At 45.3% G+C, this 22,571-nt stretch carries 21 protein-coding genes; 5 read left to right on the top strand and 16 right to left on the bottom strand.

The genetic code is table 11. The features are described from left to right. Positions 1 to 141: 141 nt before the first annotated feature. The 5 genes from WH37_RS23385 to WH37_RS23365 form a co-directional block, all read right to left on the bottom strand. Positions 142 to 1,002 (bottom strand): ABC transporter permease, encoded by an 861-nt coding sequence (locus WH37_RS23385; RefSeq protein WP_046233106.1) that lies wholly within the window; start codon positions 1,000 to 1,002, stop codon positions 142 to 144. Positions 1,003 to 1,136: 134 nt separating this feature from the next. Beyond that, entirely contained in the window at positions 1,137 to 2,741 is a 1,605-nt protein-coding gene (locus tag WH37_RS23380; RefSeq protein ID WP_414812231.1) for an extracellular solute-binding protein, read from the bottom strand. A gap of 434 nt (positions 2,742 to 3,175) precedes the next feature. Continuing rightward, on the bottom strand, positions 3,176 to 5,410 hold the full coding sequence (locus WH37_RS23375) for a helix-turn-helix domain-containing protein (RefSeq protein ID WP_046233042.1): 2,235 nt from the start codon (positions 5,408 to 5,410) through the stop codon (positions 3,176 to 3,178). A 367-nt stretch (positions 5,411 to 5,777) separates the two neighbouring features. Continuing rightward, a complete protein-coding gene (mle, locus tag WH37_RS23370) occupies positions 5,778 to 6,626 on the bottom strand; it encodes an alpha/beta fold macrolide esterase (RefSeq protein WP_046233041.1) in 849 nt (282 codons plus the stop codon). Positions 6,627 to 6,954: 328 nt separating this feature from the next. Continuing rightward, positions 6,955 to 7,323 (bottom strand): DUF4180 domain-containing protein, encoded by a 369-nt coding sequence (locus WH37_RS23365; RefSeq protein WP_046233040.1) that lies wholly within the window; start codon positions 7,321 to 7,323, stop codon positions 6,955 to 6,957. A 137-nt stretch (positions 7,324 to 7,460) separates the two neighbouring features. On the opposite strand from WH37_RS23365, the gene WH37_RS23360 reads away from it, so the two are divergent. From WH37_RS23360 to WH37_RS23350, 3 genes are all read left to right on the top strand, one after another. Next, a complete protein-coding gene (locus tag WH37_RS23360) occupies positions 7,461 to 8,303 on the top strand; it encodes an SDR family NAD(P)-dependent oxidoreductase (RefSeq protein WP_143088590.1) in 843 nt (280 codons plus the stop codon). A gap of 97 nt (positions 8,304 to 8,400) precedes the next feature. Continuing rightward, positions 8,401 to 8,802 (top strand): MerR family transcriptional regulator, encoded by a 402-nt coding sequence (locus tag WH37_RS23355; protein WP_046233039.1) that lies wholly within the window; start codon positions 8,401 to 8,403, stop codon positions 8,800 to 8,802. 28 nt (positions 8,803 to 8,830) lie between these two features. Next, complete coding sequence (locus WH37_RS23350) at positions 8,831 to 9,442, top strand: TetR/AcrR family transcriptional regulator (RefSeq protein ID WP_046233038.1); 612 nt, start codon at positions 8,831 to 8,833, stop codon at positions 9,440 to 9,442. A 136-nt stretch (positions 9,443 to 9,578) separates the two neighbouring features. On the opposite strand, the gene WH37_RS23345 is transcribed toward WH37_RS23350, so the two are convergent. The 8 genes from WH37_RS23345 to kduI all read right to left on the bottom strand — a co-directional run bounded on the left by WH37_RS23345 (position 9,579) and on the right by kduI (position 18,104). Further along, on the bottom strand, positions 9,579 to 10,217 hold the full coding sequence (locus tag WH37_RS23345; protein ID WP_052737160.1) for an NAD(P)H-binding protein: 639 nt from the start codon (positions 10,215 to 10,217) through the stop codon (positions 9,579 to 9,581). A 188-nt stretch (positions 10,218 to 10,405) separates the two neighbouring features. Further along, positions 10,406 to 10,984 carry an aldo/keto reductase gene (locus tag WH37_RS23340; RefSeq protein ID WP_269431343.1) on the bottom strand — a complete coding sequence of 193 codons (579 nt, stop codon included), beginning with the start codon at positions 10,982 to 10,984 and terminating at the stop codon, positions 10,406 to 10,408. A 365-nt stretch (positions 10,985 to 11,349) separates the two neighbouring features. Continuing rightward, positions 11,350 to 12,120 carry an SDR family NAD(P)-dependent oxidoreductase gene (locus tag WH37_RS23335; protein WP_046233036.1) on the bottom strand — a complete coding sequence of 257 codons (771 nt, stop codon included), beginning with the start codon at positions 12,118 to 12,120 and terminating at the stop codon, positions 11,350 to 11,352. 360 nt (positions 12,121 to 12,480) lie between these two features. After that, positions 12,481 to 13,992: a malate:quinone oxidoreductase gene (locus WH37_RS23330; RefSeq protein WP_046233035.1), complete on the bottom strand. Its 1,512-nt coding sequence runs from the start codon at positions 13,990 to 13,992 to the stop codon at positions 12,481 to 12,483. Positions 13,993 to 14,541: 549 nt separating this feature from the next. Next, positions 14,542 to 15,471, bottom strand: coding sequence for a phosphotransferase (locus WH37_RS23325; protein ID WP_046233103.1), 930 nt, complete (start codon positions 15,469 to 15,471; stop codon positions 14,542 to 14,544). Between the two features lie 262 nt (positions 15,472 to 15,733). Further along, the gene (gene kduD / locus WH37_RS23320) at positions 15,734 to 16,489 is read right to left on the bottom strand and encodes a 2-dehydro-3-deoxy-D-gluconate 5-dehydrogenase KduD (RefSeq protein ID WP_046233034.1); all 756 of its coding nucleotides are present in this window, start codon (positions 16,487 to 16,489) and stop codon (positions 15,734 to 15,736) included. 30 nt (positions 16,490 to 16,519) lie between these two features. Then, on the bottom strand, positions 16,520 to 17,272 hold the full coding sequence (locus tag WH37_RS23315) for a DeoR/GlpR family DNA-binding transcription regulator (RefSeq protein ID WP_046233033.1): 753 nt from the start codon (positions 17,270 to 17,272) through the stop codon (positions 16,520 to 16,522). Position 17,273: 1 nt separating this feature from the next. Then, positions 17,274 to 18,104 carry a 5-dehydro-4-deoxy-D-glucuronate isomerase gene (kduI, locus tag WH37_RS23310; RefSeq protein WP_046233032.1) on the bottom strand — a complete coding sequence of 277 codons (831 nt, stop codon included), beginning with the start codon at positions 18,102 to 18,104 and terminating at the stop codon, positions 17,274 to 17,276. Positions 18,105 to 18,335: 231 nt separating this feature from the next. Between kduI and WH37_RS23305 the strand changes: the two genes are divergently transcribed. Continuing rightward, positions 18,336 to 19,652 carry an ATP-binding protein gene (locus WH37_RS23305; RefSeq protein ID WP_046233031.1) on the top strand — a complete coding sequence of 439 codons (1,317 nt, stop codon included), beginning with the start codon at positions 18,336 to 18,338 and terminating at the stop codon, positions 19,650 to 19,652. After that, positions 19,642 to 20,532 (top strand): response regulator, encoded by an 891-nt coding sequence (locus tag WH37_RS23300; protein WP_052737159.1) that lies wholly within the window; start codon positions 19,642 to 19,644, stop codon positions 20,530 to 20,532. The genes WH37_RS23305 and WH37_RS23300 overlap by 11 nt, the downstream gene beginning before the upstream one ends. 10 nt (positions 20,533 to 20,542) lie before the next feature. Here WH37_RS23300 and WH37_RS23295 read toward each other — a convergent pair whose 3' ends face one another. The 3 genes from WH37_RS23295 to WH37_RS23285 are packed head-to-tail and all read right to left on the bottom strand — an operon-like array spanning position 20,543 to position 22,399. Next, a complete protein-coding gene (locus WH37_RS23295; RefSeq protein ID WP_046233030.1) occupies positions 20,543 to 21,151 on the bottom strand; it encodes an ABC-2 transporter permease in 609 nt (202 codons plus the stop codon). Further along, positions 21,132 to 22,016, bottom strand: a complete 885-nt coding sequence (locus WH37_RS23290; RefSeq protein ID WP_046233029.1) for an ABC transporter ATP-binding protein — start codon at positions 22,014 to 22,016, stop codon at positions 21,132 to 21,134. Before WH37_RS23290 ends, WH37_RS23295 begins: the two co-directional genes overlap by 20 nt. Then, a complete protein-coding gene (locus WH37_RS23285; protein WP_046233101.1) occupies positions 22,013 to 22,399 on the bottom strand; it encodes a GntR family transcriptional regulator in 387 nt (128 codons plus the stop codon). Before WH37_RS23285 ends, WH37_RS23290 begins: the two co-directional genes overlap by 4 nt. Positions 22,400 to 22,571 lie beyond the last annotated feature (172 nt).

Below are 22,571 nucleotides of genomic sequence, written 5' to 3'. Positions count from 1 at the left end.
ATCGCTCCTTTCCAATTTGCATCAAAATAAAAGTTTATAATCAAGGTGAAACAGCTGTCGCCGTCCTTTGGCGGTGCGGCGCGTTTCAGTCAGAGAAATATAAGCCTATTTATACGTGTAAAACTTATAAATTCTTATATTTTAAATAATGCTTTGGTCTGCCAGTTTTTTGGATAAGTAGTTGGCGCCTAATACAAACACAAGTCCAACAACTGCCTGGAACAAGCCGACGACCGTAGCAAGCGTATATTGTCCAGATTCAATGCCGATACGGTATACGAAGGTGCTGAGCACGTCCGAATAATCCCGTACAGCGGTATTTCCGATAATATAAGGACGTTCAAATCCGATGGCGATCATATTGCCCACATTAATAATGAGAAGCGTAACAATCGTCGGCTTTAAAGATGGCAGCGTAATGCTCCAAATTTTTCTCAGTCTGCCCGCTCCGTCGACGTCAGCCGCCTCGAACAACTCCCTATTGATACCTGTAAGAGCCGCCAAATAAATGATCGTACCCCAGCCGGCACTTTGCCATACGCCGACGATCAAATACGTAATCAACCAATCGTTTTTGTCCGTAAGAAAAGGAATCGCTTCAAAGCCTAGTGAAGTTACGAAATTGTTAATCATACCGGATTGGGTACCAAACACTTGGTAGACGATCCCCCCGATAATAACCCAGGAAATGAAATGCGGAATGTACAAAATCGTTTGTGAAATCTTTTTAAACCAAACCGTTTTGAGCTCATACAGCATAATGGCCAGAAACAAAGGAGCCGGGAATGAGAAGAGCAGGTCCAAAAAGTTAAGCATGAGCGTATTGCGCAGCGTCTTGTAAAAGTCCGACATTGCGAATACTTCCTTGAAAGCATCAAGCCCTATCCATTCAGAACCATTAATACCTTGGAAAAAGTTAAAATCCTTAAACGCGATAATGATGCCATACATCGGTCCGTATTTAAAAACTAAGAAATAGGCAACCGGTAAAATAAGCAGCATATATAATTGCCAGTATCTGCGTAAATACACGCGCGTGTTCAATATAATCCACTCCTATCTGCTTACGATTAAGCCCGGAGACGGGACTTTAGAAATATCCATCGTCCCCGAGCTGCTTAATGCAGGCGTTCTATTTATTTCATAGCCTCATAAGCTTTCGTGCGTTCATCCAAAATCGCTTGACCGCCGTTTGCCATATAATCCTTCATAATCGATTCGAATGTGCTTTCGAATTGATCCGGCTTCACCATCGTTGCTTTAACGACAATTTCATTGAACTTGTCACGCAGCGCCGAACCATATTTGGCTTGTGCTTCGATCGGATGGTCGAACAAGACAGGCTTGATCGTATCGGATCGAGAAATCGTCAGCGCATTGCGAGTCTCTTCTTGGAATTGCTCAGGCATACCTAGTACATAAGCCTCTACGTTGCGGTCCGTATCACCCAACTGTTTACCGTTGGAGATAATCGCCATGTCACCCCAGTTGTATACACGATTTTTCACATCATCAGGAGCATCGGCTTTGGCTACCGGGATGCCGTCTTGCAGAGTGTAATTTTCGCCCTCTACGCCATTTTGCATGTTGAGCAGGTTATTTTCCGAAGCCATCCAATCCAGGTACTTGATTGCCTCTACCGCGTTCTTGCTGCTTTTAGGAACCATGAGGTACAGACCAACTGGCGCATATTCCGGCTTCGGATGCTTGCCCTCGGAATCCGTGTATACATCAACGGAGGACAGCTTCGCGTCTGGAATGTTCGCTTGCAGCGTCGAATACAAGCCATCCGGATAGAATGGGTTCATATCATCTTCGCTGAAGAAACCGACCAAGCCTTTAGCAGCATCTTCGTTCAGCTTCTTCTTATCTTCATCAAGGCTGAAGTCTTTGCTCATCAGTCCTTCGTTGTAAAGCTTGTTCATAAATTGCAAGCCGTCTTTAAAGCCAGGCAGCAAGATCGGGAAGTCATTTGATCCGAGCTGCTGCGTCAGCGTGTAACGTTGTTCTTCCGTAACAGGCTGAATGAAGGACCAGAGAAGCGGCTCATATTGAGCAGATGCTAGCGCCATTCCGAGCGGAATAACTTTGCCGCCAGTTTGACCCGGGTCTTTTTCTTTAAACGCTTTCAAAGTCGTGTAAAGCTCATCTGTCGTTTGCGGCACAGGCAGGCCTAGCTTGTCGAGCCAGTCTTGACGGACGAAAGACGAATATTTCCCTAAATGCGCACGTTTCGCTGGCAGTGCAAATTGCTGACCTTGATAGTTACCATAAGCGAGTGTGTCTTCGCCAAGGAATTTTTTGAGGTTCGGACCGTGCTGATCGAGCAGCTCGCCAAGGTCAGTCAAACCGCCTTGCTGAGCGTAACGGTAAAAAGTACCTGAATCATATGTGAATACGATATCCGGAACATCACTTCCGCTCGCCATTAGAACGTTAAGTTTCTGAACTTCCTCCGAACGTGGAATCGGTACGAATTGAACATCAATGTTATTTGGCTTGCCGAAGTTGTCCTGCACGTAATTCGTTAAATAGTTATTTGTAATCGTCGAACCAGAAGGAGAATTGCCCCGATCGAATACTTCCACCTTAAGTGTTACTGGCTTACCGGAGGTCGCTTCGCCCCCTGTTGCTTTGTTTCCAGTTTCATTGTTGCTGCCGCATGCGCTAATCAGCATAGTACCTGCAAGCGTAAGCGCTAGCAAAACGCTGGCTTTCTTTTTCCCCTTCACAACTTTCATCATTTGATTCAACCCCTCTTTCTTTTCCGTTAATTTGCTTCCTGCACTCGATTATGAACCGAAGAATGAAGCACATTTGAACGCGCTTTCAATCGTGGCTTGCAAACCGTGATTAGGAATTGGCCTCAGTATGACACGGCTTGCAGTGCGCTGACAATAAACCAGTTTCGGAGCGGCAAACCGTTACACCGAACCCTTGCCCAGTAAGGCTTTTGACCAATAGAATAGATCATTTTCCCGACATAAACCGTTTTCCATTAACGCCGAAAAAGCCCGTCATAAAGCCATTTCCGACGATAAACAATATTCCGGCTAAACAAATAGAGCAGCAGTCCGAACAAACTTCCTTGTTCGGACTGCTGCTTCTACAAGCCACTCATTAATTCGCATATACATGCGCTTGAAAGAACTGCAACACTATTGCTTCACTCACCTTAGTTCAAAACAGAAGGGCGCATTTTGAGCTTTCGGAATTCGCCCGGGGTCACACCGGTTATCCGTTTGAATACCCGTCCGAAGGTGATTGAGTTGGCGTAGCCAACTTGGAGAGCAATACCTTGAACGGTCTCATCGGTATTCGCCAGCAAACGCTCAGCCTGCTGTATTCGAAGCTGTACAAGAAAATCGACAAACTTCATATCGTACTCCAGCTTGAACAGATAGCTGGCATACTTGCCCGATATTTGAAAGCGGTCGCTCAAATGATTGAGAGACAGGTCTGGATCGGCGAAGTTTTCCTGAATGTAGGCTCTCATATCGGTTATCATCGTTTTGTAGCTTTTCGTCTCACTCATCGCCACATAAGCATCGAATAGATCAGCCAAATATTCTAGCAGCAGTTCCTTCATTTCTGCCAGAGTCGAGGCTGCCTTTAGCTTGGCAAGCAGCGCAGATGTTCGATCGCCTTCTAGAAATTCATTCAGTGATTCCGACAGATCCTTCAGTTCACGGCTCAGCATTTGCATAAATATCTCCATGAGCGAATGAATATCTTCATCTTTGAGCGTATCCGTGGTTAGTCGCTCGAACAATTGCTCGAACGTATTGCGCCAGCTGTCATTCGTCAGCCTAAATTCCTGCACACAATCGGTACACATTTGGATGTAATTAAACGTACCGTATTGTCTGCCCTGCGGAATATCACCGCTGAACGTAATCGCTTCGCGTCCGATACAGAGCTGATATTCCATACCGGTTAGGGCATCGCGGTAAGATTGTCCGATTCGGCTCCATTCGTTTACGATCGAACCAATCCCAATCGATAGTCTAAAACGCAAATGCTCCCCTACCCATTGCCGCGCAACGACCGCAGAAGCGCGAAGCTGATCCAGCATTCGGGAATCGTCATCCGCAACCGCGAACACAAAGGCGATGAGATCCGGCGCCAGCCATTCTCCCCAGCCTTGCAAGCCTTCGTTGTGGGCCAGCTCTTGCATGACATTACCGAGTGCAAACTTCAGAACATTTTGCTCGTTAAGCGTGTTTTCGGACTGAAAATCATTGTAACGGTTCAGCCTCACGACCATAACGGCATACCGTCCGGCGCTTGGCAGCAAATCCAGCTTGCGCATCCGCTCATTAGTTTGCCCATTTTGCTCCCCGCTAATAAGCTCATTAAAAAGCTGCCTGCGCTGAAGCATCATGCTTTCACGCTGCTTCTTTTCGTGATCCAACGACTGAACAATTAAATTTTCAAGCGCGCGGTCAATCATCGTCAGATCATCTGTCAGAACCGCTCCCCCGTCGCCGCTCCGCAGCTGCAACGCTTGTATTCGATTCATCATTAGACGTATAGGCTTATAATTGCGGCGCGTAACCCAAATAATATAAAAAATTGCCGCTGCAAAAGTAAGAACCGCCATAATTACCCATGCATACGAAACGACCGATACCCAACCGAGCAATTGGCCCGCCTGAATACCGCTCTCGAACGTCCAGCCTAAAGAGGCTGACTCAATTGTCGTCAGTACACTGCCACCGTCGGACACATCTGAGCCATTGATGACAGGAAAAATTATGTTATCGGCCGTATCGGTAATTCGCATGAATGAAACCTGACGGCTTGTCATGCTGCCAATCAATTGCTCAACCGCGTACAAATTCACATTAATGACAAGCAGACCTTCTTTTCCAAATGGGAAAGGAGCCCGCTTATACATCGTAATTACCCTAATCGGCTCCAGTCGGTCGTATTCCCGATATTCACGGCTGACCGACCACCCTTGATAATCACGTTTTGCTTTCGCTTGCTGAATAAAATCACGGTCGCCGAACTCCTCAAGCTCGGTTTGTCCGCTCTCCGTCAGCACCATATCGTCAGATTCCCTGTACAGGTAGATGGATTCGAGCAAGTCGCTTCCCTCCAAAAGCGAACGCAAGCTGTGAACGACGCCGTATCTCACGCCCGTTTCGAGCGAGCCGTTTAAAAATCCCGCGTAGTTGGAATTTTTGACGGCTTCATTCATCGCATTGTACTCCACCCCGCGGATGGCGCGTTCGACGCTATCCACCACATAGCCGGTGGTGATGTTGTCTGCTTTTTCTGTCTCGGACCGCGATATTTCATTAACCGCGATGAACGATAGAAAAATGATCATTGACACGGTAAGCACCAAAATTGGAAAATAAGATACAAGCAACCGGAAGTACCAGTTGTTAAGCTTAAGCATATTCAGCCCCCTACAAAGAGTAAAATTATTGTAAGCGTTACCATTTATCATAATAATCACAGGTTAAGCGGTTTACTTTGTGATTCTATTGTAGCACAGCCCATCTTGAATCGAAATACTTTTCAACAGCCAAAATAGTCGTTCAGTTGTGGCCTCATTGAAAAATAGCATCGTGCTGAATCATGCTCTCCAACCGAAAATAAGAGCAGCGGCTGACGAATCGTCGCCCACTGCTCTCATAGGGGTAAATTATATTGTGCCATGCTTTCAAAGCTGTCTGTTTGTCCAGTAAAAAAAATGAGTATCTTATAACATCCGTTATTGTACCCTACAGTAGCCATTAAATCCAACGCATCTTAAGCGTCGTTTATAATGATTTCCGACATAACGTGTGGTTAATGATAGCATCAATAACCTTATCCCATTCGCAGTGATGAATTTCATGTCCTGAGCCCTCAAGGGCAAGCAATAAGCTGCTCGGGATCGTATTCGCAAGTGAAATTCCATGTTCATAAGGAATAATCGGGTCCTCTGTGCCATGTATTATGAGCGCGGGGACATCGATTTCAGCCGTTCTAGCCAAATAGGAAAAATCGCCTGTCACCACGCCATGATTGTTGATATTCGCCATATTGCTGCTTCTTTCTACCTCTTGTTTAGCCAACTGATATACGCGATCCTCATCGAGCGGATGCTTTGAACCCACTAGAACTTTCCACTTACTAACTGCAAAAGCAATAACAGCTTCATCATTAGACCAGTCGATCTCTTCAGAATTAGCGAAAAATTGCGCCACCTTCTCTTCCATTGGAGGAAGACCCTCGGCAAAATTGGATGTTGCAATAAGCGAGACGGTAAGCACTCTTTCGCGATGACGCAGAGCGAGAATTTGCGTTAGCATGCCTCCCATCGACATCCCGACGATATGCGCTTGCTTAATGCTGTAAGCATCAAGTATACCAACTGCATCATCAGCCATATCTTCAAACGTATACCCCGGCTTGCCAAGCTCGTATACGGTAGAACGCCCAACATCGCGGTTATCAAAACGAATAACAAAACGTCCAGCAGCTGCAAGGCGCTGACAAAATTCATCTTCCCACCACACCATTGATGCTTGGGCTCCCATAATGAGCAAAATAGCGGGATCAGCGGGATCTCCAAAGCTTTCCGTACATATTTTAACACCGTTAAGGTTTAGCAGTTGTTCACTCATTTTATAATTCCTCCATTACTAAAAATATAAAAAAACACAGGCCAGCTGCCTGTGCTTTCAGTAATCGAGAATAGGAGCAGCGGCTGACGCATCGTCAACCACTACTCGCATATCACTAAATAAGGTTACCATGAGGTAAACTATTCTTCGATTACTACGCACAGAACATAGCCGTAACACGTCTATTCCATTCCTTGTGCAGAGCCAAAAATCGAAAAATTAGTTTAACACACGTAACCCTCCCGTTCCTATAGATTGGGATTATTTTACCATGCGCATTTTTTATCTGTCAAATGATAAGCATGGCTGGACTTCTTGGATTGTATCGTTAAGTAATATTGTGCAAAGCGTGAACGGCCTCTTGTTTGTCTCTTAAAAATAATACCTGCTTGCCGTTATTGCATTCATAAATAAAATCCTTCAAGCTCTTGCTGTCATAGGTATCAAAATCTCCAACGATGGCCAGCTTCACCTTGTAGTTCACATATTTCTGTAAAATCTCGCCCGCTAGCCTCGTTTTGAGCTCGAAGAAATCTTCCGTTAGGTTTGCTTTTTGAAGCATGATTTTATGACATTCATAATTGTAATTAACAGAAGCCATTAAATCCAAAGCATCTTGAACATCGCGGATAATCACATCCGAGCTTTCTATAACCGCAACTTTAGAGCTGCCTAGTTGGTCGATGGTTATGTTCATTTTTCATTCGCCTCCCATATGTAGTGTAACACCATATTCTTTCCGAAAAAAGATAAACTTCCACGCTTGACTTGGTGTTAACACTAGGTTGTAGCATGGTACTGATCAAATCAATGAACAGGTCAGGAGAGATTGACATGACAGTAAATCATAATAAAGTCGCACTTATAACAGGTGCTAATTCAGGTGTAGGGTTTGAATTGACGAAGCGAATGCTGTCCGAAGGCTGGGAAGCCATTGCCCTGATTCGTTCCGGCTTCCCAAATGAGGAGCCACTGATTCTAGAAGCTTTGAAAACTAAACAGTTGAGAATATATAGAGCAGATTTGTCTGATTTTGCAAGCCTTAAACAAACACTGGATCAAATTAAGAAAAACGAAGAGCATATCGAGGTACTTTTCAATAACGCTGGAGTCTCTTTAGGTGAGATGAAATATACGAAGCAACAACGCGAAATGCATTTTGAAGTGAATACGTTGGTGCCTTATATCATCTTCATGGAGCTCAAGGAGCTTTTACTGAAGGGAACGATGAAAACCATCGTCAACACGTCCTCCAATTCTTTATTATTTCTCAAGAAGTTTGATTCCAATACTTTGGATAAACCTACCCAATTTAAAAAGATTGTCGGCCCCTACGGTGCCAGCAAGCTAGCCCTTTCACTGTGGACGAAAGAAATCGCCCCTTCCTTATTAGCAGAGGGCATCCAGATTCGCAGTGTCTGTCCCGGAGGCAATAAAACAACGATGACCAAAAATTCAGGGATGCCAGCATATTTGATCTTGATACGGAATCTATTTTTCTCCCATCCAAGCGTTGGCGCTTCCCGTTTGTATGACGCGGCATTCGGGGATTTTACGCAAAAGACGGGCATCTTCCTTCATAAAGGCAAAGATACAGCGCTCAAGTTCACTACTCAAAGCCACAACGTCCTTCATAAAGTTAATATGATTTATAAAAAAGAATTTGGAGCACGGTAAGCTGCTAGGGTATGTGAAGGAGTGTTATAATCAATCAAAGTACCCGATTACGGGTACTTCCAAGTTTTTGTTCGTCTAATTGAAAGCGGGTGACGACGTGTTAGAGAGCTTCTCCATCAAGCAGGTGTCGCAAAAAATCGGGTTAACCGAGGATGCCATCCGTTATTATGAAAAAATTGGACTTCTCCCGCCGATCAAAAGAAAAGATAACGGTCATCGCCTATTTGACTTAGAGGATATTGAGGTGATGGAGTTAATTACTTGTCTGAAAAAGACGGGAATGCCTTTAGAGGAAATGAAAGCCTATATTCAGCTTCCTTTTAAGGAAAATATAAGCGCTGTGCCCGAATTGAAGGCTACGTTTCAAGAATACAGACAAAAAATTACCGCTCAAATTTCTGACCTTCAGCGCATTTTACAATTCATCGATTTTAAGCTGGATAATGATCAGTCTTTATTAAAAAGCGAGAAAACGGAAACGCCCAGACAATTTCTTTAATGTTCCATTTACAAAAGGGAGGATATTTATGCTCAATTCATTGCCATCCATAGATCGAAGAGTCCACAAATCGAAAGCAGCTCTAAAGCATGCCCTGCTCGAAAACATGCTGCATAAATCGTTCGAGGATATTTCCATTACAGATATCGTGAAATCTGCCGATTTGAATCGTGGCACTTTTTATAAACATTATGCGTTAAAAGAAGAGCTGCTTGAAGATATTTTGGCCGATGTGATGACTGATCTTATCCAATCCTACCGTTCTCCGTATCTGCATTATCAAAATTTCAACATCCAGAGCTTGAATGCTTCAGCTATTAAAATTTTTGATCACGTGCTTGCCAATGCTACTGTTTATACCTTATTGGTGACAACGAGTATATTGGCGAATTTCCGTAACACCGTTTACGAAACGCTCAAAAGGCTGTATTTGGATGATGTTACCGAAATGTCTCCAAACCCGAAAATCGATAAAGAGCTGCTTGCCTGTTATCAGGCAAATGCAGTCCTCGGCCTAATTACCGAATGGGTGCAGAGCAACTTTAAATATAGCTCTTCGTATATGGCGGAACAGTTATTAGAATTTACGCGATTAAACCGCGCTCATGAAGTTTACCGTTCGAATCTCAGCCAAGCATAAGGCCTGCCTTGCACATACATCTCCGCCGCCTTATTGAACTGGAATTCGTCCTTTTTCTTGCGACCGTCTTGTGTAATAAGGGGATTGAGGAATCCGCACTCCTATGGCTGACCCTTGCATTCCCCCGACAAATGGTTTAATAAAATGATGGTTTCGACCAATTCGTATTGGGCTCACTGACACCGATACTAGTCTTTGCATAATCAGCAGGGGTTTCGATGACATCGACAATTAGTTGCGCCACAGCTTCTCTCGTAACTTGGGCACCTACAAAAGGTTCTCCTTTCTGAGTTAGGTGATAGGCTTCATTGCCTGTCTGATTATAAAGCCAAGTTAAACGAAGAATCGTGTAGTCTAAGCTGGAATTCTCAATGATGTCTGCAGCATGACGTTGGCGACTAATACCCGCAGTGCCCACCATGCGTTCGTTCCATTTGCCAAATGCTCCTGGTACCTCGCCATAAATCCCTAAAATAGACGCCGCAATTAAAATGTTTACATTGCAAGCCTCCATTGCTTCTACAACTGCTTTAACGCCTACAAGGGAATTTACATCGTTAAGATATACAGCATCCCCCCCTTCAAGGGCCTTCTTAACAAGATTGATGTCGGTATAATCTCCGTCCATTATTTGTTCTCTGCTAGCATCTGAAATTTTGATTCGTTTTGATCCATGACGGGCGAACAATACTAACGAATGATTCGTTTCTTTTAAGATCTTCTCGATAACAAGATGAGAAATTTGACCCGCAGCTCCAAGAATTAGAATTTTCATTATCCGTTTCATTCCTTCCAGTATTTATTCATAATTCAGCGTTCTGGACTAGAATACCGGTAATGTGATAAGCCATGGCCACTAACATAAGAGCGGTCATCGTCACATCAATGACCAGCCTGAATAACATTTTTGGACTCAATCCGTTTCCCTCTTTCACAAATCATCAATCGCTCTACTTCCAATCGCTATTTGTTTACTCTTCGTGAATAATCAGATCCAGCAGGATAACGTTCTCCCAAAATCTTGATTTTCGAGAGCACTTCGTTCAAATAAATGAGTTCTGCAGTGGTCAGCTTCACGTCCAATGCCCCTATATTTTCCTCTAGTCGTTCCAACCTGCGCATCCCAGGTATTGGTACAATCCATGGCTTTTGGTCAAGCACCCAAGTGATTGCGATTTGAGCCATCGTTGCATTCTTTTCTGCGGCAATCTTTTTAATCAGTTCCACTACTACCTGATTTGCTTCGATTTTCTCCGGTTGGAAGCGAGGTTGCTTGCTTCGGAAATCGTCACTGCCAAACGATGTATTTTTATCAATCGTTCCAGTAAGAAAGCCCTTCCCCAGCGGGGCAAATGGAACAAAACCGATTCCCATTTCTTCCAAGAAGGGCAAGAGTTCTTCTTCAGGGCTTCTCCACATCATGGAGTATTCACTTTGAATTGCGGCAAGCGGCTGAATTGCATGTGCGCGTCGAATAGTTACTACACCTGCTTTAGAAAGGCCCCAATGCCTGATCTTCCCTGCTTTAATTAAGTCTTGGATGACAAATCCAGTCCTGGGCGCCTTAACAGAAAATAGCCTATTCTTCTCGCACCGCGACCCAGAAATCGTAAAAGCGCTCGGAAGTATGAAGCTTGATATTTAATCGATATAAATCACGAGGCTGCTGCCGCTCTATTGCTGCGACCTTCGGCAATTCTCATAAACTGTGCCGTACATGCTTTTCGAGATACTTACTCCAATCCCGTAGCATCCGTTTGATTATCGTAATCTGTCCGTCTGTCTATCTATCATACAAAAAAAGTACAACCTTCTCATTTTTCATGAGTGGTTGTACCTTTCCTAATCCAAATGGACCTTTTCAGTGGCCACGCTATCGCCAGAAGCTCTTTTAGCAAGATGACTTATTAGTTGCTGATCCAGCCGCCGTCGACAGGCAGCTCAACACCTGTTACGAATTTGGATTCGTCCGATGCCAAATACAAGTAAGCATAGGCAATATCCAGCGATTCGCCGGCATGTGGAGGCAAAGGAGCCAGGCTTTTGTAATGCTCGCCCATTTCAACCTGAGATTTAATGCCCGCTTTCTCGACCATACCAGTAAACACCGCTCCGGGATGAACGGAATTGACACGAATATTATCTTTGGCAAACCACTGCGCCGCATGCTTGGTAAGCGAGCGTACAGAACCTTTCGATGCACTGTATGCCGCGCCCTGCGCATCAGCAATGCCGCCGATAATCGCTGCAATGGACGACGTATTCACAATCGAGCCTCGTCCATTTTTTTGCATATGAGGGATAACTGCCTTCATGCCGAGCCATACGCCTGAGCTGTTAATCGACATCACTTTATCCCAATCCGCCAGCTCGGCTTCCAAAATGCCCTTGGCGATATGAATGCCTGCATTGTTAACGAGAATATCGATTTTTCCGTATTTGGCAATCGTTGCTTCCACAACCGCGTTCCACGATTCTGGACTGGATACATCCAGCTTCAGTGCAATTGCATCTCCGCCATTTTCCACGATCTCGCTCACTTTAGCCTGCAACGCTTCCTCGACTACATCCGTTGCGACTACCTTTGCGCCCTCTTTGGCAAATAATTGCGCTCCAGCAAGCCCCATGCCGCTTGCCGCTCCTGTAATAATGGCTACTTTCCCTGTCAATCTACCCATTCTAATCATCCTTTCTATTTGACAACTTTAGTATAAGGAGGATTTAGAGCGTTCTCAATCGGCAAATGAAAGCGCTTTTGTATGTTTAGCAACGGTTTATTACCGTTTTGTATGGTAATCTTTTTTAACGAACAAATGAGGGCAAAAGTGTTGATTTTCAAAAAATGGATACCTGATTTTCGGCGACGCGAATGGTATCAATCATTTTATAATCATAATATCACTTTGAAGGAGGATATTATGGCAACTCAATACGAAGGCCCCAAAAATAAAAAGCGCCCGGATTTCCGGACGCCATTCCTTTATGATCTACCCTATTATATTACTGGTAATGCTAAACGGCCCTTAGTCTCGTGGGTTTCAGTAAGATGCCTGCTTGACTGGGTCCCGTTCACTGTTTAGCTCAAGCGTCCGCGCTGTTGAAGTATGAATTTCGCGGATAAGCTCTGGATTTTTCAAAAGCGGCACACCATAAGAAGGAATCATTTCTTTTATTTTCGGTTCCCACGCCTTTATATGCTGCGGGAAGCATTTTTCCATCAGCTCGAGCATGACGGAAACGGCGGTAGAGGCACCCGGCGAAGCGCCAAGCAAGGCAGCGATCGAGCCATCAGCAGCATTAATGACTTCCGTACCAAATTGAAGCGTTCCTTTGCCAGCAGCCGTATCTTTAATCACCTGCACACGCTGGCCTGCTATCACCAACTCCCAATCCTCGCTTTTGGCGTTCGGGACAAATTGGCGTAAAGCTTCCATGCGCTGTTCTTTCGATTGCATAACTTCCTTAATCAGATATTGGGTCAATGACATATTTTTCACACCTGCCGCCATCATGGTGACCAAATTATCCGTTTTTACGGAAGCTAGCAAATCCATCATTGATCCGTTTTTCAAAAACTTTGGCGAGAAGCCGGCAAACGGTCCAAAAAACAACGATTCCTTCTTGTCGATAAATCTGGTGTCAAGATGCGGAACCGACATTGGTGGAGCACCAACTGGAGCTTGGCCGTATACTTTTGCATGATGCTGCGCTACAATTTCCGGCTTCTGACACACCATAAAAATGCCGCTTACCGGGAAGCCGCCAATGCCTTTTCCTTCAGGAATGCCGGATTTTTGCAGCAAATGCAGGCTTCCGCCTCCGCCTCCGATAAAGACGAATTTTGCAGTACGGCGTTCGATGGCACCGTTATCTACATTCCGTACTTTTAATTCCCATGATCCATCGCTCGCACGTTTAATATCATCAACATTATGCTTGTATTTGATTTCGACGTTTTTACTCTTTAAGTGGGCAAACAACATGCGCGTTAAAGCGCCAAAGTTGACATCCGTACCGGATTCAATTCTTGTTGCCGCTATAGGCCCATTCAAGGTCCGATCCTTCATAATCAGCGGAATCCATTCTAGCAGTTTTCCTGGGTCTTCGGAAAATTCCATTCCTTGAAATAGAGGGTTGTTAGACAACGCTTCAAAACGTTTTTTCAAAAAGGTTACATCTTTTTCCCCTTGTACTAAGCTCATATGAGGCAATGGCGTAATAAAGTCCCGCGGATTACGGATTAGCTTGCTTTCTACAAGATAGGACCAGAACTGCTTGGAAACCTGATACTCTTCATTCACTTTTATAGCTTTGCTAATATCTACGAGACCGTCCGGTTTTTCGACGGTGTAGTTAAGCTCGCACAGTGAAGAATGCCCCGTTCCTGCATTATTCCATTCGTTAGAGCTTTCTTCTCCTGCGCTTGCGAGCCGCTCAATTACTGTAATTTCCCAGTCCGGTACTAATTCCTTCAGCAGTGACCCCAAAGTCGCACTCATGATACCGGCACCAATTAAGATAACGTCTGTTTTGGTTTGTCTGTTGCTCATTTCTACCGTCCTTACACGCTATTATTTGAAGAAAAGATGTAGGCTCTCCTGCCTGCTTAAGCTGACATACGACCTAGCCAAACACCTTTTCTGGTTCACTTATAACCTGGTCAAAGTGCATCACGATCATTAATGTATTAAGATATTTACTATTATAAAGCCTTTACATATCATTCACAAGAATAGGGAACATGTTACAATATTATCGCCCCAACGTCGTACCCTCAGTTTTGGATATCCGATCATCCCCAATAAGCTTTACTCTCAAACAACTTGAAAAAAAAGCAATTTCAACAGCAAAAATCAGCCTGAGAGTAGAAAACAGATGTTCTCAGGGGTGAAAGGAATTTCCAACTTCATTTGAGACACCCTTTTTGAAGAACTGTAAATTCAAAAAAGGAGCGATTATACCATTTGAACATTAGTACTATCATATCACAAAAACCACTAACTGTTAGTACTGATTTTGAACATAGCTGTAACGTTTCAAAATGAACCATTGCTAGCATTTATGGTACGGTTCCCCATAATAATTATGAGCCTGCAATTTCAGCCTTCTATAAACTGCAATGTCCGTCTGTAATGATAATCTGCGAGCCCTTTAGCAAATAGCTGATCCGGAAATCCTCGATGAAGCAGCTTCAAGCCACCCGAGGTTAAAGCGATATGATGATGAAACCGATAAAATAACATTCGGTTATGGTCGAGATTATCGTTTTTTAAATAGCGGTAAAACTCCCCAAAACGCAGCTCTAAAAAACTGTGTTCGTGCTCAATATCAAAGAATTCAGCTCCTTCGATATCGATTAAATAAGGTTCTAACTGGTCAGTGACCAATATATGATCTGGACCTAGCTCCCCATGTATAAATCCATAACGACTTCTAGGCTTAATTCGGGATTCAAGCTCATGCAATTTTTCAAGCAGCCTGCATTCATTTTTTTTGATGCTTTCAATGTGATTGGAAGCATAGGATAACTGCACTTTCGCATTTTCCAATTGTAATAAATGACAGCTCCCCGAATGATTTCCGACTTGATTTGGCTTTCCGTAGCTATGTCTTTCGTTGGCGTGCATCCCAGTAAGCATATGTCCGACCCTCTCAAATAATCGGTCTTGAACGGTTGTATCGGAGTGGTGAAAATATACTTCCGCCTTATGTCCATTTACGTATTCCACGAGGGCGTAATCAAAATTGTAACGGCTTCTTTCCTTATTCAAATCATAAAGAGCAGGGGTCTGAATGCCATGTTCCCTTAAATATCGATTGTTCATTTCAAATAAATCACTGCCATAAGATCGGTCAGTTATCGCTTCGTTAGCTATTTCCTCTTGAAAAAAATTCATGGTAAGATCCCATACATATAAAATGCAGGAAAAACGATTGGTGCAGTCTATTTTGTAAACTACTTTTTGTGCACCACCATGCATTTTGGATACATTTGCAACTACATAATCGATGCCAAAAACCTTCCCCATATACTCCTGCAAATCATCAAGCTTGAGATGGCAAAATAAAGCCACGGAACAACACTCCATTCTTCTTTTTTGCCGGTACCCCAAATTTATTACAAATTTCACCAAAAGTATAGACTGTTTCTTTACGCTCTGTTATGATGTTGAATAAGTTCTCGAAAAAAATAGTCATACATAAAAGCCTATTAAAAATAAGTAACCGCCAACAACGGCCCCATAAGAGGAGCCACCTTGGCGGTTACTTTTTTAGTCTAAAATACGAAGACTAGCGGTTCATCCATCCGCCATCTACACAGAGGACGTGGCCGTTCATGTAGTTCGATGCGGCGGAGGCGAGGAAAATCGCCGGCCCCATCATGTCTTCGGATTCGCCCCAGCGAGCGGCAGGAATACGGTCGAGAATTTGCTTGCTGCGAACTGGGTCCTCGCGAAGCGCCTCGGTGTTGTCCGTGCTCATGTAGCCCGGAGCAATCGCGTTCACCTGTACATTTTTCGAAGCCCACTCGTTGCCAAGCGCCTTGGTCAGACCAGCAACCGCATGCTTGCTTGCTGTGTAGCCCGGTACATTAATGCCGCCCTGGAAGGAAAGCATCGACGCGATGTTAATGATTTTGCCTGAGCCCTGTTCGATCATATGGCGGCCAGCCAGCTGGCTTAGCACATAGACCGAGTTTAGATTAACGTCGAGCACAGCCTGCCAATCCTCAAAGCTGTGATCAGCGGCAGGCGTGCGGCGGATAATACCCGCGTTATTAACCAAAATATCCAAGCGGCCAAGTCCCGCCAACGTTTGGTCAATAATGCCCGGCAGCAGGCTGCGATCAGATACGTCGGCTTGGATCGATACCGTTTTGCGGCCAAGCGCCTGAATTTCCTTCTCTACATCTGCAGGAGGCGTGCTGTTCGTAACCAGCGCAATATCTGCTCCCGCTCTCGCCAAGCCTACAGCAATCGCCGCGCCCAGACCACGTCCGGCACCTGTCACAATCGCTGTTTTTCCTGTCAAATCGAAAAAGCTCATCTTCACACCATCCTTATCTATCCTTCAAAATCAGGCCTTTTCAATACGCACGCCCTGCTGCTCGTATTTGGCAGCGACAGCCGGATCAATGTGCGAATCGGTAATAATCGTATGGACATCCTTCAAAGCGGCGAACGTAAGAAGCGCGCCCTTGTCGAATTTGCTGTGGTCGGCTACGCAATAAATATCGCGGGAGCATTCCATATATACCTGCTTTAGCTTGGCAAGCTCCTCGGTGAAAATCGTCAGTCCGTACTCCAGGTGGATACCTGTCGTCGATAAAAACAGCTTGTGAACATTCAGCCGCTTGACCCACTCCTGCCAGTCTGTACCAATGAGCAGATTTTGAAAACGATAGCCGCCGGGAATAACGAGGCGGATCTGCTCCTTCGCCGTCAGCTCGCGAATAATGAGCAGATCGTTCGTAAGCACGGTCAGCGGCATGTTTTTCAGCCGCCTCGCGATTTCCAGCGTTGTGCTGCCCGCATCCAGCGCGATAATATCATTTTCAGCAATATGGGTTAACGCCTGCTCGGCGATTGCCGCCTTCTCTTGTTGATGCTTGCTGTTCGGATATTGCAAAGGGAACAAGCTCTCATCATCTGGAGGGAGCACCGCTCCGCCATGCATGCGCTTCAGCAGTCCCTTCTCCTCCAGCTTTTCCAAATCCTCGCGTACCGTCTTTTCCGTCACCTTGAAACGCTCGCTCAGCTCGGATACTTTGACGCTGCCCTTCTCCTCCAGCTGAATAATAATTTGTCGATGACGTTCAGCGGCAAGCATGTTACTTAAGCTCTTCCATTTTCACAGCATCCATATCCGTGAACGTGTAGTTTTCTCCTGCCATCGACCAGCAGAACGTATAGTTGCTTGTGCCTACGCCCGAATGGATCGACCATGGCGGCGAAATAATCGCCTGCTCATTGGCAACGACCAGATGTCTCGTCTCCGAAGGCTCACCCATCATATGGAATACGCGTGCATCCTGATTCACATCGAAGTAGAGATAAGCTTCCATGCGGCGGTCATGTACGTGTGAAGGCATCGTGTTCCAAACGCTTCCTGTTTTGAGGCTCGTTACGCCCAGCATTAATTGACAGCTTTGAATGCCATCGCCATGGATATACTTGTACAATACGCGCTCGTTGGACGTTTCCAGGGAACCGAGGTGAGTTGGATTCGCTTCTTCCATCGTCATTTTGCGAGTCGGATATTCTGCATGTGCCAGCGCCGAACAGAAATACAGCTTCGTTGGATTGGCTTTGTCCTTGCTTGCCAGTTGAACATCGCGCTTGCCTTTACCTACATATAAAACATCAAGACGGCTAAGCTCGTATGTCTCGCCATCAACGGTAATAACGGCATCGCCGCCAATGTTCAAGAAGCCAATCTCGCGACGCTCCAGAAAATATTCGGTTTTCAGCGTATCTCCCGCTTCCAGTGCCAGCTTCTCGTTCACAGGGAACGCGCCGCCAACAACCATACGGTCATAGTGCGTGTAAACCGAAGTAAGGCGATCCTGCTCAAACAGGCTTTCGATCAAAAACTCCTGACGAAGGCGCTCCGTCGTATATTGCTTTACATCAGTTGGGTTAGTTGTGTGGCGAATTTCCATATTAATTGTTCCTCCTCAAGGATAATAAAATAAAATGGTCAGGCGCACCTGAATAGGTTTGAAAATGTTCGTTTTAATAATAACACACTTTTTCAAACTTAAACAATACAAATTACAGCATTCTTCGTTTACATTCACTTTCAGGGCCGCAACCACGCTATTCAAAAATGCCTTTTTTTATGTTAGGGTATATATCATCAAAGATCGCCATTTAGGAGCGGAGCGAGCAGCATGTATTCTTTATTTCGCAATGAAAAAATACAAATGGTCGGCATCGCGCTCGCAACAGCTATCGGAGCCGAATTCAGAATCACTCCGTTCAGCGGGGATTTTTACCGCATTGGACTCGGCGTCAGCATCTTTTTATTTTTCCTGCTGCAATTTCGCCATCTCTCGTTTGTAAAAACGGGCTTTCTGGCCGGCATTGCCGCTGTCATTTTCCAATCCGTGGAGTGGCTGATCTACACTCATTCCACTTCGATTTTAGCGAGCCTGCAAAATAATGCTCCCGCCGCCCTCTACTATACCTTCTTTGCCTGGTGTCTCGGCAAGCTGCTGGGACGCTCCAAGGAAATTCAGCCGCTGGCGCTGGGCGCACTCGTTACACTCGTGGATTTCTCCTCCAATTTACTGGAGCTTGTGTTTCGAAATATTTTTCTGGGCACAGCACCCTATCACTTCAATGAACTGGCCCTGCTTCTCATTACGGCGGTTATTCGCAGCTACTTTGTCATCGGGCTGTACAACAGCATCGCCATCCAGCAGTTCAAAATGCTTCATGCCGAGCAAGAGAAACGTATGGAGCAAATGCTGAATGTCGGTTCCAGCTTGTATGGGGAAGCGTTCTACCTGCGGAAATCGATGGATAATATTGAAGGCATTACGGCCAGCAGCTTTGATCTGTACGACAAGCTGCGGCAGGAGCAGCCTCAGCTTGCCAAGCAAGCCCTCGTCGTCACCCAGCAAATCCATGAGGTTAAAAAAGATACACAGCGTATTCTCGCCGGGCTGCTGAAGCTGTTCAATAATGAGACGCTTACCCAGATGAGCCTCGTCGAGGTCGTGCATTATGTATGGAAAGGCAATGCGGAATACAGCGAAATGCTGGGGAAGAAGGTTGCTTTTCAGCAGCGGGTAGCGCTTGATCTAATTACGCCACATTACATTGCGCTGCTCACTATTCTGAACAATTTGGCGGCAAATGCCGTTGAAGCCATTGAAGCCAGCGGCTCCATTGACATTGAAATCAGCCAGCATGGCGGCAAGCTAATCATGATCGTTGCCGATTCCGGCAAAGGCATACCGCCAGAGGAACTCGCGCTCGTGTTCGAGCCGGGCTTCACCACTAAATTTGATCAAACTGGAATCGCGGCTACAGGCATCGGATTGTCGCATGTGCGTGATATTATTTCTTCATTTGAGGGCTCGATTCGCGCAGAGCAGCTGAATGATGGGCCGGGCACCGCTTTTATCGTAGAGCTGTCGCTTGCTGCGCTAAACAAACCGGATACAACGCCAAACTTGAAGGAGGCACTCCATGTCCATTAGCTTCGTAATCGTAGATGATGATGCAGTCAGTAGGCGTATGCTGCACAATATTATTGAACAATCTGGTTTAGGCGAAGTATTGGGTACAGCTGGAGGAGGAGTCGAGGCTGTGATGCTGATCGATGAGCTAAAGCCCGATGTTGTGCTGATCGACATGCTCATGCCCGATCAGGACGGCATTACGACGATCGACCAGCTCCGGGCCATCCGCTACGGCGGCAAGTTTATTATGATCTCGCAAATCGATAACAAAGATATGGTTGGAAAAGCTTATCGCAGCGGCATTGAATTTTTCATCCATAAGCCCATCAATCGCGTTGAAGTACAAGCTGTCCTACATAAGATGAATGAAAGCTGGAAATATGAGCGTTATGTAACGGAAATGAAGCAGTCGCTAGCCAAGCTCGATATGATAGAGCGCCCGCCAGCCGCACAGGAGCGCAGCATCCGCGAAGCCGCACGCCACATTTTAATGGATATGGGCATTATTAGTGAAGCGGGCAGCCGCGATATGATCGCCGCTGTCGAATATTTGGCCGCGCAGCAGCAGCCCGCTGCTTTCCCGCCTTTAAAGGGATTGTATGAGGCAGTCGCGCGCGCCAGCAAGCAAAGCCAAAGCGACATTGACAAGGAAAGCAAAGCAATTGAGCAGCGGATGCGCCGCGCCGTCATGACCGCGCTAACCAATATCGCCTCAATCGGGCTGACGGATTACAGCAATCCCAAGTTTGAGCATTATGCCCCGCTTTATTTTGATTTCAAGGATGTCCGGCTCAAGATGAAAATGATGGACGAGGAAGCCACGCCCGATAAAGGCAAGGTCAACATTAAGAAGTTTCTTCAAGTGTTTTTTATGGAAGCGATGGAAAAAATCAAATAGGCGAACGCGGTCAGGCTAACCCTTTTCTCTCCAAAAAGAAAATGGAAAGCCGATAGGAAACGATTAGCAGCAAGCAGCTTGCCGCTAGAAAGGCTGCATTCACTGCCGCAGAAAAGCTTAGAATATCCGTGATTGCGGAAGACAAAGTAACAATAAAAACCAAAGGAATAGATACGGTAATAATGCTGACTACCTGACTTGCCCTAAAACCAAGCCAATAATAAATGGGATAATAAAGGGAAGCATAACAAGCAATAATCAATAAAATAATTGGAACATAAGAGGACGCATACGCCATTTCCCTTCCTACTATTAATGAATTGAGGATGTATACGAGAACACTGACGAAGATCCCTATAAGGGCAAATAATAGCACAGCTGCATATTTCGCCTGCACGATCGATTTGCTGCTGACAGGCAGGCTAGCAATGACGATCATGCTTTTATTTTTGCTATCTAGGTTAGCGGAAATGGTCATGAGCATAATAGCTGAAAGTGCCGCCACAAAAATAAAAGAAGTGTTGTTAAACAGCAAGAAACCGAATAAATACACATACAACAGCACAAGTAAAAAGTAATAGCGCAAAATAAATAGATCCTTACGTAATAGCAGCAGCATGACTTTTTCCTCCCCTAGCAGTGAAATACATAATATCCTCCAGCGTAGGCCGGCTAAGCTGCGCGCTGGTTCCCACTATGGCAGCTATTTCATGTCCCCTGTCTGTCAGCCCTTCAAATCCAACTAGCGATTCGCGAACACCGATAAACACTGCGTTGACACTTGGAGCCTCAAGCAAGCTTAATGGCCCTTTCACCAGCACATACCGCTCCTGAATTTGCTCCTTGGACTCATTAAAGACCAGTCTGCCGTGATGCAGAAAAGCAATATAATCAGCAATACGGTCCAGATCGGTCGTAATATGGGTCGAAAATACGATTGATTTCCGTTCATCGAGCATGATTTCAGCCAGTAAATCCAGCAGCTCGCGCCGGAAAACAGGATCAAGTCCCGCTGTCGGCTCATCCATAATGAGCAGGTCCGCATGATGAGATAGCGCGAAGGCTAGACCCAGCTTCATTTTCATCCCCTTGGAAAGACTGCGTATTTTCATTTTGGGCGACAGCTCAAAGCGATCGAGCAACCGGGAAAAAGCATTATCGTCCCATTTTTTATAAAACGGGGCAATAATATTTTTCATCGACTGGATCGATAAATGCTCGTAATAATGGCACTCATCGGATACAAAGCCGATTTGCTGCTTAATCTCGGCCTCCTGCAAGCTTTGGGACTGTCCGAAAATAGTGATTTCCCCTGTTCCCGGCCGGGTAATGCCCATAATCATTTTAATTAATGTTGTTTTGCCTGCTCCATTCGGGCCAATCAGCCCGGTTATGTACCCCTGCTTGAACGTACAGGACAGGGGCTCGATACTGAACAATTTATACTGCTTGGATACGTTGTTCAGCTTAATAATGTCATTCATGTGTCCATGTCTCCTTCCTCATAAAGCAGCTGGATATGCTGCTGAATTTCAACCAGACTCAGGCGTAATGCCTTCCCCTCCTTAATGACTGCCAGCATCTGCTGCTCCAGCCGCTTCATCCGCTGCTCCCTAACAAAATCAGCGTTAATGCCTGTTACGAATGAGCCTTTGCCAACAACAGAGTCAATAAGCCCTTCCTTCTCCAATTCCTCATAAGCCCGCTTCGTTGTAATGACGCTGATCTGCAAATCCTTAGCAAGCTGCCTAATGGAAGGCAGGGGTTCTCCTGAACTAAGCGTCCCATTCAAAATGAGGCTGCGAATTTGCTGGGTGATTTGTACATAGATCGGATCATTCGAAGCGTTGGATAAAATAATGTTCATTTGCATCACCATGCTTAGCTGTTTAATGTATATATAGTATATATACACTATATGCTTCATATATGTCAATAACGCTTGGCTATACTAAGCTTCAAGCGAAATTGGCGCCTATTTTTCTTTTTAACAAATAACTTCCACCGACGGCGTAACCTTATCTGACAGGAATGATGAC

This window comes from Paenibacillus algorifonticola, from assembly GCF_000971975.1.
Classification (GTDB): Bacteria; Bacillota; Bacilli; order Paenibacillales; family Paenibacillaceae; genus Pristimantibacillus; species Pristimantibacillus algorifonticola.
The sequence above is the reverse complement of the archived record's forward strand: the minus strand, read 5'-3'. Positions and strand labels throughout refer to the sequence as shown.

Excerpts from the sequence above, each read along its gene's own strand:
- WH37_RS23385 (WP_046233106.1), bottom strand. The coding sequence starts at position 1,002 with ATGCTGCTTATTTTACCGGTTGCCTATTTCTTAGTTTTTAAATACGGA.
- WH37_RS23380 (WP_414812231.1), bottom strand. The coding sequence starts at position 2,741 with ATGAAAGTTGTGAAGGGGAAAAAGAAAGCCAGCGTTTTGCTAGCGCTT.
- WH37_RS23375 (WP_046233042.1), bottom strand. The coding sequence starts at position 5,410 with ATGCTTAAGCTTAACAACTGGTACTTCCGGTTGCTTGTATCTTATTTT.
- mle (WP_046233041.1), bottom strand. The coding sequence starts at position 6,626 with ATGAGTGAACAACTGCTAAACCTTAACGGTGTTAAAATATGTACGGAA.
- WH37_RS23365 (WP_046233040.1), bottom strand. The coding sequence starts at position 7,323 with ATGAACATAACCATCGACCAACTAGGCAGCTCTAAAGTTGCGGTTATA.
- WH37_RS23360 (WP_143088590.1), top strand. The coding sequence starts at position 7,461 with ATGACAGTAAATCATAATAAAGTCGCACTTATAACAGGTGCTAATTCA.
- WH37_RS23350 (WP_046233038.1), top strand. The coding sequence starts at position 8,831 with ATGCTCAATTCATTGCCATCCATAGATCGAAGAGTCCACAAATCGAAA.
- WH37_RS23345 (WP_052737160.1), bottom strand. The coding sequence starts at position 10,217 with ATGAAAATTCTAATTCTTGGAGCTGCGGGTCAAATTTCTCATCTTGTT.
- WH37_RS23335 (WP_046233036.1), bottom strand. The coding sequence starts at position 12,120 with ATGGGTAGATTGACAGGGAAAGTAGCCATTATTACAGGAGCGGCAAGC.
- WH37_RS23330 (WP_046233035.1), bottom strand. The coding sequence starts at position 13,992 with ATGAGCAACAGACAAACCAAAACAGACGTTATCTTAATTGGTGCCGGT.
- WH37_RS23325 (WP_046233103.1), bottom strand. The coding sequence starts at position 15,471 with ATGGGGAAGGTTTTTGGCATCGATTATGTAGTTGCAAATGTATCCAAA.
- kduD (WP_046233034.1), bottom strand. The coding sequence starts at position 16,489 with ATGAGCTTTTTCGATTTGACAGGAAAAACAGCGATTGTGACAGGTGCC.
- WH37_RS23315 (WP_046233033.1), bottom strand. The coding sequence starts at position 17,272 with ATGCTTGCCGCTGAACGTCATCGACAAATTATTATTCAGCTGGAGGAG.
- kduI (WP_046233032.1), bottom strand. The coding sequence starts at position 18,104 with ATGGAAATTCGCCACACAACTAACCCAACTGATGTAAAGCAATATACG.
- WH37_RS23305 (WP_046233031.1), top strand. The coding sequence starts at position 18,336 with ATGTATTCTTTATTTCGCAATGAAAAAATACAAATGGTCGGCATCGCG.
- WH37_RS23300 (WP_052737159.1), top strand. The coding sequence starts at position 19,642 with ATGTCCATTAGCTTCGTAATCGTAGATGATGATGCAGTCAGTAGGCGT.
- WH37_RS23295 (WP_046233030.1), bottom strand. The coding sequence starts at position 21,151 with ATGCTGCTGCTATTACGTAAGGATCTATTTATTTTGCGCTATTACTTT.
- WH37_RS23290 (WP_046233029.1), bottom strand. The coding sequence starts at position 22,016 with ATGAATGACATTATTAAGCTGAACAACGTATCCAAGCAGTATAAATTG.
- WH37_RS23285 (WP_046233101.1), bottom strand. The coding sequence starts at position 22,399 with ATGAACATTATTTTATCCAACGCTTCGAATGATCCGATCTATGTACAA.